This window comes from Halomonas sp. SL1, assembly GCF_003030865.2.
GTDB classification, from domain to species: Bacteria; Pseudomonadota; Gammaproteobacteria; order Pseudomonadales; family Halomonadaceae; genus Halomonas; species Halomonas halophila.
Genome location: NZ_PYUQ02000012.1, coordinates 191632 through 203661, shown reverse-complemented (window position 1 = coordinate 203661; position 12030 = coordinate 191632). Strand labels below are relative to the sequence as shown.

Annotated in this window: 11 protein-coding genes; 8 read left to right on the top strand and 3 right to left on the bottom strand. The window is 65.9% G+C overall.

The window, feature by feature from the left end:
* Positions 1–130 precede the first annotated feature (130 nt).
* Both C9J49_RS07240 and C9J49_RS07235 read right to left on the bottom strand, forming a co-directional pair.
* Complete coding sequence (locus C9J49_RS07240) at positions 131–568, bottom strand: low molecular weight protein-tyrosine-phosphatase (RefSeq protein ID WP_107181808.1); 438 nt, start codon at positions 566–568, stop codon at positions 131–133.
* Positions 568–1698 carry a polysaccharide export protein gene (locus C9J49_RS07235; RefSeq protein ID WP_046078562.1) on the bottom strand — a complete coding sequence of 377 codons (1131 nt, stop codon included), beginning with the start codon at positions 1696–1698 and terminating at the stop codon, positions 568–570. Before C9J49_RS07235 ends, C9J49_RS07240 begins: the two co-directional genes overlap by 1 nt.
* A 478-nt stretch (positions 1699–2176) precedes the next feature.
* Between C9J49_RS07235 and C9J49_RS17145 the strand changes: the two genes are divergently transcribed.
* The 5 genes from C9J49_RS17145 to C9J49_RS07210 all read left to right on the top strand — a co-directional run bounded on the left by C9J49_RS17145 (position 2177) and on the right by C9J49_RS07210 (position 6751).
* Entirely contained in the window at positions 2177–2365 is a 189-nt protein-coding gene (locus C9J49_RS17145) for a hypothetical protein (protein ID WP_181454259.1), read from the top strand.
* A gap of 181 nt (positions 2366–2546) precedes the next feature.
* On the top strand, positions 2547–3143 hold the full coding sequence (locus C9J49_RS07225) for a YjbF family lipoprotein (protein WP_181454258.1): 597 nt from the start codon (positions 2547–2549) through the stop codon (positions 3141–3143).
* 7 nt (positions 3144–3150) lie between these two features.
* On the top strand, positions 3151–3924 hold the full coding sequence (locus C9J49_RS07220; protein ID WP_181454257.1) for a capsule biosynthesis GfcC family protein: 774 nt from the start codon (positions 3151–3153) through the stop codon (positions 3922–3924).
* Positions 3912–6008, top strand: coding sequence for a YjbH domain-containing protein (locus C9J49_RS07215; protein ID WP_107181805.1), 2097 nt, complete (start codon positions 3912–3914; stop codon positions 6006–6008). The genes C9J49_RS07220 and C9J49_RS07215 overlap by 13 nt, the downstream gene beginning before the upstream one ends.
* 104 nt (positions 6009–6112) lie before the next feature.
* Positions 6113–6751 (top strand): transposase, encoded by a 639-nt coding sequence (locus C9J49_RS07210; RefSeq protein WP_107181804.1) that lies wholly within the window; start codon positions 6113–6115, stop codon positions 6749–6751.
* Positions 6752–6782: 31 nt separating this feature from the next.
* On the opposite strand, the gene pgm is transcribed toward C9J49_RS07210, so the two are convergent.
* Entirely contained in the window at positions 6783–8417 is a 1635-nt protein-coding gene (pgm, locus tag C9J49_RS07205) for a phosphoglucomutase (alpha-D-glucose-1,6-bisphosphate-dependent) (protein WP_258393805.1), read from the bottom strand.
* A gap of 564 nt (positions 8418–8981) precedes the next feature.
* Between pgm and C9J49_RS07200 the strand changes: the two genes are divergently transcribed.
* From C9J49_RS07200 to C9J49_RS07190, 3 genes are read left to right on the top strand one after another with little or no spacing between them, the layout of a single operon-like run.
* Entirely contained in the window at positions 8982–10028 is a 1047-nt protein-coding gene (locus tag C9J49_RS07200) for a TRAP transporter substrate-binding protein (protein WP_107181802.1), read from the top strand.
* A complete protein-coding gene (locus tag C9J49_RS07195; protein WP_107181801.1) occupies positions 10025–10585 on the top strand; it encodes a TRAP transporter small permease in 561 nt (186 codons plus the stop codon). The genes C9J49_RS07200 and C9J49_RS07195 overlap by 4 nt, the downstream gene beginning before the upstream one ends.
* Positions 10586–11890, top strand: coding sequence for a TRAP transporter large permease (locus C9J49_RS07190; RefSeq protein WP_107181800.1), 1305 nt, complete (start codon positions 10586–10588; stop codon positions 11888–11890).
* The last annotated feature ends 140 nt before the right edge of the window (positions 11891–12030 follow it).

The following is a 12030-nucleotide window of genomic DNA, read 5'->3' as shown; positions in this document are numbered from 1 at the left end:
GTCACTTGGCCACTCGTGTTCAGCGCACGGCCGCTTGGCTGCTTGGCTGCTTGGCTGCTTGGCTGCTTGGCTGCTTGGCTGCTTGGCTGCTTGGCTGCTTGGCTGCTTGGCTGCCTGGCGCCTTGGCCGCTCAGACCTTGGCCACCCAGGCCTCAGTGGCGTCTTTCAACATCTGATGCACGTGTTCGAAGGCCTCGCGACTCTTGCGGTAGGGGTCGGGAATCTCGAGACCCTTGCCACCGTCGAGCCAGCGGCCGATCAGCATCGTCTTGCCCAGGGTGGCGGGCGCCATCTCGCCGATGGCGCGGCGCTGGCCTTCGCTCATCACCAGGATGAGGTCGGCGCGCTGCAGCATCTCCTGGGTGATCTGGCGGGCCTGATGGGCCTCGACGCTCAGGCCGTCGGCTTCGGCGAGCTCTTTCGCTGTGGTCTCCACGCCCTGGCCCACCAGGGCGCCCAGGCCGGCGGATTCGATGTGCCGGCCCGGCAGCCGGGCCTTGAGCATGGCTTCGCCTACCGGGCTGCGGCAGATATTGCCGGTGCAGACGACGAGCAGGTGCTGGAACATCAGAAATCATCCCGCAGGTCGTTGGCATCACGCGCCGTGCGCGTCACCTGATAAAGAGCGGTCACCGTGGGCAGCAGCTGGTTGACGGTACGGTTCCAACGGCCCAGCGCATTGGTCGTCACGTAGACCACATCGGAGGGCTCCAGCCGGAACTGGGTGCCGAGCACCATGGCCGCCGCATTGCGGGCATCCAGCTGGTAGACGGTCGCCAGCTTGTCCTCACGCTGGACGTTGCGACGAAACACGAAGATACCGCTGGCATCGGCCTGGGCCTCGTTGAAGCTGCCGGCACGGCTGAGCGCTTCGGTCAGCGTCATCCGCGAGCGCCCCATGGGCAGCGCCTGGGGCTCGCCCACTTCGCCCATCACGAACACCTGCTGATTGCCGAGGTCCGGCACGTGCAGCACGTCTTCGTCCTCGAGCAGGATGTCGTTGGCCAGGTTGCCATCATGGAGCATGTCATAGACATCGAGCGTTCGAGTCTCGCCATCACGCGTCAGCTGCACGCCTCGCCAGTTGGCGCGAGGACCCAGCCCACCGCTCATGCTCAGCGCATCCAGCACCGTCATCGGCACATTGGTGATCGGCAGGCGCCCAGGCTCCCCCACTTCACCACTCACCAGCACGTCCTGCGAGTTGTAGGCCGCGATGCGGACTTCCACCTGGGGCGCGGCGATGAATTCCGCCAGCTGAGCGGAAATCGTCTGACGGACTTCCGACACCGTCTTGCCTTCGACGGCCACCTCGCCGATGTAGGGATAGTAGATCGAGCCGTCCGGCTGAACGGTGTTGCCCGATTCGGCGGCACTGCGCTCGCTACCGGCGGGGATCGTCAGTTCGGGATGGTCGTACACGATAATGCTCAGCACATCGCCTTTGCCGATGCGGTAATCGTAGGCATCCAGCGCATCGCGCTGGGCATCGCTCATGCGCTTCAAGGCCTGATCCTGCGGCAACTCCTGCTGACTGGAGATCAGCCCCAGCGTGATGGGCTCCACGTCGACGAGGTCGTCGACGGGCGCGCTCTGCACGTCGGCGTCGAAATGGCTGCCTGGAGCAAAGGCACACCCCGAAAGCCAGACGGTACCAAGCAGGCTGACAAGAAGTTTGAGAGGCGTTGAATGACGCATGCAGGACTGCCTGTATAAAGAAGGACTGGTTTATCGTCGGGGCACGCTACCGCCCCGAGGTGTCATGGCGCATCCCCGAGGCCTGTCATCGATTGGCAACGTGCCAAAATTTCATTTTCAGTGTTTTCAAAATGAAAAGCTTGCGGATCATACATGACCCCGCTATGACATCACCAGCCTTCCAACCCCCTGGTTCCAAGACCTTCCGAGAACACCGACTCTTTGCGTAAGAAATATCCTACAAATAGTTTTTCTGCTTATATCTTCATGAAAAACTGACACCAAAGCTTCAAGAAAACGCATTAACGTCGCTGTTAAAGGCACGACAACATCTACCCTACAGCCGGCAAAAGCATTAGCATGTCGCATTAAAGGCAGCACGCACACTCACGCAAGGGAGATTTCAGGATGCTCAAGAAAGGACTGGCCTACCTCGCCATCGCTGGCATGGCGGCGTCTCCGCTGGCCATGGCTCAGAGTGAAACCGGCGCTGGCGCTGCGGGAGCGGGCTCTGGTGGAGCCGGCGCCGGAGCAGGGGCAGGTGCCGGAGCAAGCACTGGTGCCGCTGGCGCGGCCGGTGCTGGTGCAGGCGCGGCCGCTGGTGGCGCTGCCGCCGGCGGCCTGGCCGCGGCAACCGGGCTCTCCACCGCCGCCCTCACCGGTCTAGCCGTGGCTGGTACCGTAGCAGTGGGCGCCGGCGTCGCGGCCGCCTCCAGCGGCGGCGATGGCGACAGCAGCGGAACGACCGGCACCACCGGCACTACCGGCACCAACTAAACGCCATGAGCCACCTCAAGGCACAGGGCCGATCACGAGGCCGCCTACGGGCGGCCTCGTGCTGTGTGGTCATGACCACCCTGATGAGCGGCTGCGCCAGTTCCGGCTCGACACCCCTCGGCGCCTCGCTCAGCGCGATCCTCTTCGGAGGGGATATCCAGGCCGAAGCACAAGCGCTCCCTTACGCCTCGCTCGATGCATCGATCGGCGATGTTCAGGGGCTGCTGGTGATGGGCGCCAAGGCCGGCGACATGACTTACTGGCCGGCGCGAGAAGGCGTCATCCTCGAACTCTTGGATGGCGGCTTGCATGCCTTCCAGGGCCCGAATACCCGGCTGCTCGGCTCGACCTACCAGCCCACCGCGCCTTGGCAGCAGACACCCCAGACCACGGTCACGCTGACTCGCCATGTCGAGGATGCCGCCAGGGACATGCAGCGCTACCAGGCCAGCGGCAGGCTCCACTGCGAACCGGCACGACTCACCGCTCTGCCGCTGGGGGAACGTCGCCTCGAACCCTGCCATATCGAATGGCACTGGACGACTGGCGACACCACAAGCGCAACCTACTGGCGCGACCCCGAGACGCAACGCCTCTGGGCCGCCACCGAGACGCCCTGGCCGGATGCTCCGGACGTCGCATGGCGCGTCGCGCGACACTGGTGGTAAGACCGACATGACCCGCAGCATGCAAATCCTATTGAAACCGTTCCTCTGCACCGTCCTGCTCGGCGCCTCACTGACATCGGCGACATTCGCGATGGCGCAGTCCGAAGCGCCTGTGACGCTGGTCGATGCCTGGCTGAGCTGGCAGCAGGAGCGCCAGACCACAGAGCAGCAGCCGTTCGACTGGGCCTACAGCTTTGCGCTACGCCAGGACGATGCTGCGGAAATGGCCGACCAGCGCGCCCGCCTGATCGCCGAGATCGATGGCCTCGGGCCGGTACTGGCGGCCGGGGGACAACGGCAGCTGCCCGACACGCTGGCACGCTGGGCACAGCAACTGCGCGACATGCCCGCCAAGCCCGCCCGCAGCGCCGAGCCGCTGGGTCTGCTCACGCTGGCCGGAGCGCTGCGCCGCAATCCGCCGATGGCCGACATCGCGACCTTCGGCACCTGCCGCCCACCGGAATGGGTGGAGGCCTGGACCCTGGCTGGCGTAAAGCGCATCGCATGGCGCCCCGGCCTGACCGTCAGCAGCCTGCTCGATCAACTGCCGGCCGCCGACACACGCAGCCTGGACACGATCAGCCTTGTCTCGCCACGCGGCGAGACGCGCATCCTCGGCGTCGCCGCCTGGAACCGTCAGAACGCGGCCCTGGCCCCGGGGGCAAGAATCGTGGCGCAACTCCCCGAGCACTCCCTGGAGGCTCGACTCATCAACCGTGAACTGGCCGCCTTCCTGGCCACCCGACTGCCCGGCGACGACTGCACCCTATGGCCAAACTGATCTTTGGGGTCAGACCCCTCAATTCCCTTTGGGGTCTGACCCCACTGCTGCTTGTTTCTCATACCGCCGTGGCCCAAGGCCCGGGCACCGGCCAGAGCGATTTCGGCGGTGTGGGGCTTATGCAGACGCCAAGCGCGCGGATGAACGAGGTGGGCAACTTCGCCGCGAGCTGGAGCCGAACGGCACCTTATCGCCGCTACAGCGTATTCATCCAGCCGCTCGACTGGATGGAAGTCGGGTTTCGCTATGTCTCGGTGGAAAATCGCGAGTATGCCGCGTCGGACGGAGACAGGAACAACCTGGACAAGGGCATCGATGCCAAATTTCGCCTACATCAGGAGAGCCGCTATTGGCCCGAGCTGGCCCTGGGCCTTCGCGATGCCGGTGGCACCACCCTGTTCGGGGCCGAATATCTGGTCGCCAGCAAGCGCTGGAACTCTCTCGATTTCAGCCTCGGTCTGGGCTGGGGCTATCTGGGCAACGCCAGCGACGTCGATTCTCCCCTCGGCTGGCTCGATCAGCGCTTCGATGAGCGACCCGGCGATGCCGGCGGTGACCAAGGCGGCGAGTTCGCCCTGGACCAGCTGTTCCGCGGCACCATGGCGGTGTTCGGCGGCGTCGAATACCAGACGCCCTGGGATCCGCTGATTCTTCAGCTCGAATACGAAGGCAACGATTACACCGACGAGCCACAGGACAACGACCAGGCCCAAGACTCGCGGTTCAACGTCGGTGCACGCCTGCGGCTCAGCGATAACATCGAGCTGCGCAGCGGCTGGGAGCGCGGCAATACGGCCATGGTCGGACTGAGCTTCTCCACCAATCTGGCGGGGCTGTCCCAGGTCAAGCGCGACCCGCCGCCCCGCGCCATGAACGCCCCGGCCGACCCTGACTGGGCCTCCACCGCCGAGTCGCTGCAACGCAATGCCGGCATTCGCGTCGACGAGATCCACCGCCACGACGATACGCTGACGGTCATCGGCGAGCCCGCGACCTATCGTGCCCTCTCACAGAGCGAGGGCCGTGCCAACCGCATCCTCAGCGCCAAGGCCGATGACGGCGTCGACACCTTCCGCTACCGCTGGCAGCGTCGCGGCCTGGCCCTGCGCGAGGACGTGCACGATCGTGACGCTTTCGAGGCCGCCGCCGGGAGCGCCTCGCATGATACCCCCTATCGCTATGGTGTCTATTCCCATGCGCGGCTGGAGGAGCCAGCGGGCGACTCGATCTACCAGGGCGATGCCCAACGTGCCTCCTGGCGGATCGGTCCCTCCATCGAGCAGAACTTCGGCGGCCCCGACGGCTACCTCTACCGCCTCTCCGCCTACGCCTCGGGCGAATACACCACCGACCGCAACGGCTGGTTCTCGGGCAGCGTGACCGGCACCCTGGCCGACAACCTCGACAAGTACGAGTACATCGCCGACTCCGACCTGCCACGGGTGCGCACTTACATCGGCGACTACCTCGCCGAAGCCGATCTGGGCATCGGCAACCTGCAATACACCCGCACCGCGAAGCTCGGCGACGATCTCTACGCCATGGGCTACGGCGGCCTGCTGGAGATGATGTATGCCGGCGCCGGCGGCGAGGTGCTCTACCGCCCCTTCGACGCCGACTGGGCCGTGGGCCTGGACCTCAACTGGGTCCGCCAGCGCGACTTCGACCAGCAGTTCGGCCTGCGCGACTACGAGACCTGGACCGGACACGCCACCGCCTACGTCGACACCGGCTACGAGGATATCCTCGCCAAACTCAGCGTGGGCCGGTATCTGGCAGGCGACTATGGCACCACCATCGACCTGTCCCGTGAGTTCGACAACGGCACACGTATCGGCGCCTGGGCCACCTTCACCGACGCCGGCGACGACTTCGGCGAGGGCAGCTTCGACAAGGCCTTCTACGTCACCGTCCCGCTCGACGCCTTCTTCGTGCGCTCCAGCCGCAGCCGTGCCACCATCGCCTGGCAGCCGCTCACCCGCGACGGCGGCGCCCGCCTCAACCGCCGCCACGCCCTCTATCCCATCACCGAGGAACGCGACCTCGGCCGCTACTGGGAAGAGTACAAAGCAACCTGGGACTAATCTCCCCCTTGGGGTCAGACCCCTCAGCCTGCTTAGGGGTCTGACCCCAAGGCAGGCTGAGTGAACTATACTGAGCGCCATCCCAAGAAACCGGAAGACACATCATGGCTCGCCCGACCCGGTTGTTGCTGCCCGAGACAGCAGTGCATCTGGTCCAGCGCGGCAACAACCGCGGCGCCTGTTTCGTTCATCGCCGTGATGCCATCCAATACCTCGCCATGCTCGATGAGGTTCGCCAGATCTACGAGGTTGAGATTCATGCCTATGTGCTGATGACCAATCACGTGCATTTGCTGGCCACACCACGCGGTGAGCCCGATGGCATCAGCACCATGATGAAAGGACTCGGCCAGCGCTATGCCCAGTACTTCAATCGCCGCCACGGACGCACTGGCGGCCTGTTCGAGGGGCGTTACCGCTCAAGCCTGGTGGCCGAGACCCGCTACCTCTTCGCCTGTTACCGCTACATCGAGTTGAACCCGGTGCGAGCAGGCATGGTGTCTCACCCGGCCGATTACCGCTGGTCGAGCTATGCCGCCAACGCCCTCGACCGACACGATCCGCTGATCACCGCCCACGCCGCCTATCACGACCTCGCCTGCCGACCTGAACATCGCTGCGAGCGCTATCGCCACCTCTTCGATACCGACCTTCCCGCTGGACTGCTCGACGAGATCCGACAGCAGACCCGCCGCGGCAAGCCCCTAGGCCAACTTGGGGGTCAGACCCCTCAATTCCCTTAGGGGTCTGACCCCGAGTGGGTTCTGCCCGCCGCTACAATGCGGCGTCCAGCATGGTCTGGGCCTCTTCGATCAGGGCCTGCAGATGAGCCTCGCCGCGAAAGCTCTCGGCATAGACCTTGTAGAGCGGCTCGGTGCCGCTGGGGCGCGCGGCGAACCAGCCGTTCGCGGTTTCCACCTTGAGCCCGCCGATCGACGCTTCATTGCCGGGCGCAGTGACCAGCATGCGCTCGACCCGGTCTCCCGCCAGAGTGGTCACCGCAAGGCTCGATGGCTCCAGGCGCTTGAACGCCCGCTGCTGCTCGGGCGTGCAGGCGGTATCGACGCGCCGGTAGTGAGGCGCTCCGTGGCGCTCGGTCAGCTCGCGATAGGCCTCACTGGGGCGCTTGCCGGTCACGGCCATCAGCTCGGCGGCCAGCAGGCAAAGCAGTATGCCATCCTTGTCGGTCGACCAGGGCCGGCCATCGAGGGTCAGGAAGCTCGCCCCGGCACTTTCCTCTCCACCGAAGGCCAGCCAGCCCCGGTGCAGGCCATCGACGAACCACTTGAAGCCCACCGGCACCTCGTGCAGCTCGCGGCCTCGCGCCGCCACCACGCGATCGATGATCGACGACGACACCAGCGTCTTGCCGACCTTCAGCGTCTCGCCCCAGCCGTCGCGATGGGTCAGCAGGTAGTCGATGGCGACGGCCAGGTAATGGTTCGGGTTCATCAGACCGGCGGCGTCGACGATGCCGTGGCGGTCGGCATCCGGGTCGTTGCCGAAGGCCAGGTCGAAGCGCTCCTTCATCGCCAGCAGGTGGGCCATGGCCGCCGAGCTGGAGCAGTCCATGCGGATCTTGCCGTCATGGTCCGGCGGCATGAAGGCGAAGCTTTCATCGACCTCGGTGTTGACCACCTCGAGGATAAGGCCGTGGCGTTCGACGATGGCCTGCCACACCGGCAGCGCGGTGCCGCCCATGGGGTCGACGGCCAGCGTGAGGCCGGCGTTCTTGATCGCGCCCAGATCCACCACCGAGGCCAGGCCATCGACGTACTCGCCTACCATGTCGTGGCGCACGGCCTGGGCCAGCGCCTCTTCCAGCGCCACCTCGGCCACCGCCTCGCGTTCCTGGGCCAGAAGCTCGTTGGCGCGGCGCTCGATCCAGCCGGTCACGTCGCCTTCGGCGGGGCCGCCATGGGGCGGGTTGTACTTGATGCCGCCGTCTTCGGGCGGATTGTGTGACGGCGTGACGATCAGGCCGTCGGCACAGGGCGCATCGGCCTCGGCGTTATGGGCGAGGATCGCCCGGCTCACCACCGGAGTGGCGGTCAGCTCGCCGTCGCGCTCGATGCGCACTTCCACGTCGTTGGCGATCAGCACCTGCAGCGCCGTTTCCCAGGCCGGGCGCGACAGCGCGTGGCTGTCACGGCCCAGATACAGCGGGCCGGTGATGCCGGCCTGGCGGCGGTAGTCCACCACGGCCTGGGCCACGGCCAGGATATGCGCGCGATTGAACGAGCCCGCCAGGGAACGGCCGCGATGGCCGGACGTGCCAAAGCTCACCGCCTGGGCCGGATTGGCCGGGGCGGGCTGAATATCGTGAAACGCCTGAATCACGTCCTGCATGTCGCTATCTCCCTCTTCATCAGGCGCCCTGTGCCTATCTCCCGGCCACCATGGTGCCACAGTCCGAACGAAGATGCCGAACGAGCCCCATCAGCCAGGGCTCAGCGCCCTGGTCTTTGCCCTACCACTAAGGTCGCGTTGTTCGATGCCCGCCAGCCCTCCATCATTCTCGGCGAACAGACACAAAAAAGGCCCCATAGGGACCAGTTGAACACGCCGGCTCGAGTTCGAATGGCCGTCCAAGGGCGGCCATTCGAACGACAACAAGCCAACGGCGCGACAACAAGCACAATACCTCTTGTTTTCAAGGCCTCCTCCAACAACAAGACCGGCCTTGTCGATTCTCTCCAGCCACACGTCTCGCAGCGATTCCTTCCCGGCCTCTTGCTCGCATCCGTGAGCGCGCCACCGCCTGCGTGTTTCCGATCATCCTCCGCTCTGCCCAGCGCCCATCATCACCGTCTTTCTCGTGGCTATCGCCTGATTCGAACGATCCGGCGTGACGGCTATCCTCTGCCCTCGTGCCGCAATTGGAACCGCACAGGTCGCAAACGCACCGCCCCTTCACGGCCGGATTCTGGATGCTGTCAGAGCCAATGATTACAAACACATAAGGATGCATCGATGGCCGTCTACCCGAAACGCCCGCAGGGTGCCCGTTCGTCTCGTCTCGCCGCGCCGCTGCTGGCCCTGGGCCTCGCCACCTCAGTGCCGGCCCAAGCTGCCGACATGGACTTCTCCAACGAATACAACGCCAGCTCGATTCACGCCGAGGGCGATGCCTGGTTCATCGACCGCGTCGAGACCCTGACCGACGGCGAGGTCGACATCACCTTGCACACCGGGGGCGCGCTGGGCTTCCGCTCCGGCGATCACTTCTACGCCGTGGCCGACAACGCCGTGCAGATCGCCGACAGCCTCTCCGGCACGCTGGGCGGCATCGACCCCATCTTCCTGCTGTCCTCGCTGCCCTTCCTGGCCGACGACGTCGATGCGGCCCATCGACTCTACGAGATCGCCCGCCCGGAATACGCCAAGGTATTCGAGGATAACGACCAGATCCTGCTCTACGCCTCGCCCTGGCCGGCGAGCGGCATCTGGGCCGAGGAGCCCATCACCAGCATGGAGGCGCTCGAAGGCCTCAAGATCCGCAGCTATGACCGCAACGGCACCGCCACCCTGGTCAGTGCCGGCGCCTCGCCGGTGAAGCTCTCCTGGGCCGACGTGGTGCCCCAGCTCGCCACCGGCGGCATCGAGGCGGTGCTGACCTCCGCCGAGGCCGGCGCCAACGGCAGCTTCTGGGAGCACCTGAGCGACTTCAGCGCGATCCAGTACGCCGTACCGCTCAACATGGTGCACATGAACCGCGACGCCTTCGAATCGCTGAGCGAGGAAGACCAGCAGGCCGTGCTCCAGGCCGCCGAGGAAACCGACGCCCACAACTGGGAAGTGGTGAAGCAGCGCGTAGCCGAGAACTATGCCCAGCTCGAGGAGCACGGCATCGACATTCACGATCCGGTACCGGCCGAGTTCCAGGCCGCCCTCGCCGAGGCCGCACAGCCGGTGGTCGACGACTGGGTCGAGAGCACCGGCGAGCGTGCCAGCCGCATCCTCGAGGAATTTCATCAGGGGAACGACGGCCAGGAGAGCGACGAAGAGACCGCCCAATGAGTTCACAGCATCGTCGTGACGGCGCCGCGTTTCCCAGCGTCGCCGCCCTGCTGGTGGATGCCCTCGGCCGGCTGATCAGCGCCCTCGCGGCGCTGGGAGCCGGCCTGGCCATGCTGCTGGTGGTCTACATGCTCGGCCACATCCTGCTCGAGATCGGCCTGCGCCTGTTCGGACGCTCCACCTTCATCCTCGACGAGTACATCGGCTATGCCGTGGCGGCGATGACCTTCCTCGGCCTGCCCTACGCCCTGGAAAAGGGCGGGCTGATCCGCGTGGCGCTGGTGCTCAAGCGGCTGCCCCGGGCGTGGCGCTGGCCGCTGGAGCTGTTCGCCAGCGTCTCGGCGCTGCTGGCCTTCGGCTGGCTGGCCCACTACTGGACCATCGCCGTGCAGCGCAGCTTCCAGCGCGGCATCGTCAGCGAGACCCTGGCGCAGACCCCGCTGTGGATTCCCCAGGGCACGGTGCTGGTCGGTCTCTACCTGCTGTGTCTGGTGCTCGTCATCCGTTCGCTGCGCATCCTGGTGCAGCGCCACGCCTTCGACGGCGGAGACCTCTGAATGGAAACGCTATTCGTCGGGGCCGGCGTCATCGGCCTGCTGCTCGTCGTGCTCGCGCTGGGCAGCTGGGTGTTCGCCGGCCTGACCATCGTCGCCATGCTCTCGCTATGGGGGCTCGGCGACTTCGATGCCAACCGCATCGGCCTGATCCTGTCCAAGATCCTGTTCCGTGCCGCCAACAGCTGGGAGCTCTCGGCGATCCCGCTGTTCATCCTGATGGGCGAGCTGATCTTCCGCTCCAATATCTCCGAGCGGCTGTTCCGCGGCCTGACCCCGCTCACCCGTCGCCTGCCCGGTGGCATCCTGCACACCAACGTGCTCGGCTGCACGCTGTTCGCCGCCGTCAGCGGTTCCAGCGCCGCCACCACGGCGACCATCGGCAAGATCACAACCCGCGAGCTCGAGCAGCGTCGGTACGACCGCGACCTGTCGATCGGCTCGCTGGCCGGCGCCGGCAGCCTGGGGCTGCTGATCCCGCCGTCGATCGTGATGATCGTCTACGGCGTGCAGGCCGAGGTCTCGATCAGCAAGCTGTTCATGGCCGGGGTGCTGCCGGGGCTGGTGATCGCCGTGCTGTATGTCGGCTACGTGGGGCTGCGCTGTCTGCTCAACCCGAGCCTGGCTCCCAGGGCCGAGGACAGCGGCAGCGGCGTGCTCCAGGCGCTGCGCGACCTGTCGCCGGTACTGGGGCTGATCGTGATCGTGCTGGGCGCCATCTACACCGGCATCGCGACCCCTTCCGAGGCCGCCGCGGTGGGCTGCGCCGCCACCCTGGCGCTGCTGGTGTGGGAGCGCCAGCTGACGGTGGCGCTGTTCATGGACGCCCTGCGCGGCGCCCTGATCAGCTCGGTGATGGTGTGCAGCCTGCTGGTGGCCGCCGCCCTGCTCTCGACTGCCATGGGCTATCTGCACCTGCCCAGCGATCTGGCCGGCTGGATCGCCCAGCAGGGCTTCTCGCCGATCGCCCTGCTGCTGGCCATGGCGCTGTTCTACGTGCTGCTGGGCCTGTTCCTGGACGGTATCTCGATCACCGTGATGAGCCTGCCGATCACGCTGCCGATCATCATCCAGGCCGGCTATGACCCGCTGTGGTTCGGCGTCTTCCTGGTGATCATGGTGGAGCTGGGGCAGATCACCCCGCCGGTGGGCTTCAACCTGTTCGTGCTTCAGGGCCTGACCGGCGAAAGCATCGGCCGTGTGGCACTGGCCGCCGCCCCCTTCTTCCTGCTGATGTGCCTGGCCGCGCTGATCATCAGCGTGTGGCCGCAGATCGCCCTGTGGCTGCCTGCCGCCCTCTCGGGCTAATCCCCATTTGGGGCCAGACCCCTCAGCCTGCTTAGGGGTCTGACCCCAAAGCGGGCTGAGGCCACTATACTGAGCGCCATCCCCATAGCATCGGAGGGTGCGCCATGGCCCGCCCCACAGGCTGCTGCTGCCCGAAACGC

Coding starts and splice junctions, on each gene's coding strand:
- C9J49_RS07240 (WP_107181808.1), bottom strand. CDS start 568: ATGTTCCAGCACCTGCTCGTCGTCTGCACCGGCAATATCTGCCGCAGC.
- C9J49_RS07235 (WP_046078562.1), bottom strand. CDS start 1,698: ATGCGTCATTCAACGCCTCTCAAACTTCTTGTCAGCCTGCTTGGTACC.
- C9J49_RS07225 (WP_181454258.1), top strand. CDS start 2,547: ATGACCACCCTGATGAGCGGCTGCGCCAGTTCCGGCTCGACACCCCTC.
- C9J49_RS07220 (WP_181454257.1), top strand. CDS start 3,151: ATGACCCGCAGCATGCAAATCCTATTGAAACCGTTCCTCTGCACCGTC.
- C9J49_RS07215 (WP_107181805.1), top strand. CDS start 3,912: ATGGCCAAACTGATCTTTGGGGTCAGACCCCTCAATTCCCTTTGGGGT.
- C9J49_RS07210 (WP_107181804.1), top strand. CDS start 6,113: ATGGCTCGCCCGACCCGGTTGTTGCTGCCCGAGACAGCAGTGCATCTG.
- C9J49_RS07200 (WP_107181802.1), top strand. CDS start 8,982: ATGGCCGTCTACCCGAAACGCCCGCAGGGTGCCCGTTCGTCTCGTCTC.
- C9J49_RS07195 (WP_107181801.1), top strand. CDS start 10,025: ATGAGTTCACAGCATCGTCGTGACGGCGCCGCGTTTCCCAGCGTCGCC.
- C9J49_RS07190 (WP_107181800.1), top strand. CDS start 10,586: ATGGAAACGCTATTCGTCGGGGCCGGCGTCATCGGCCTGCTGCTCGTC.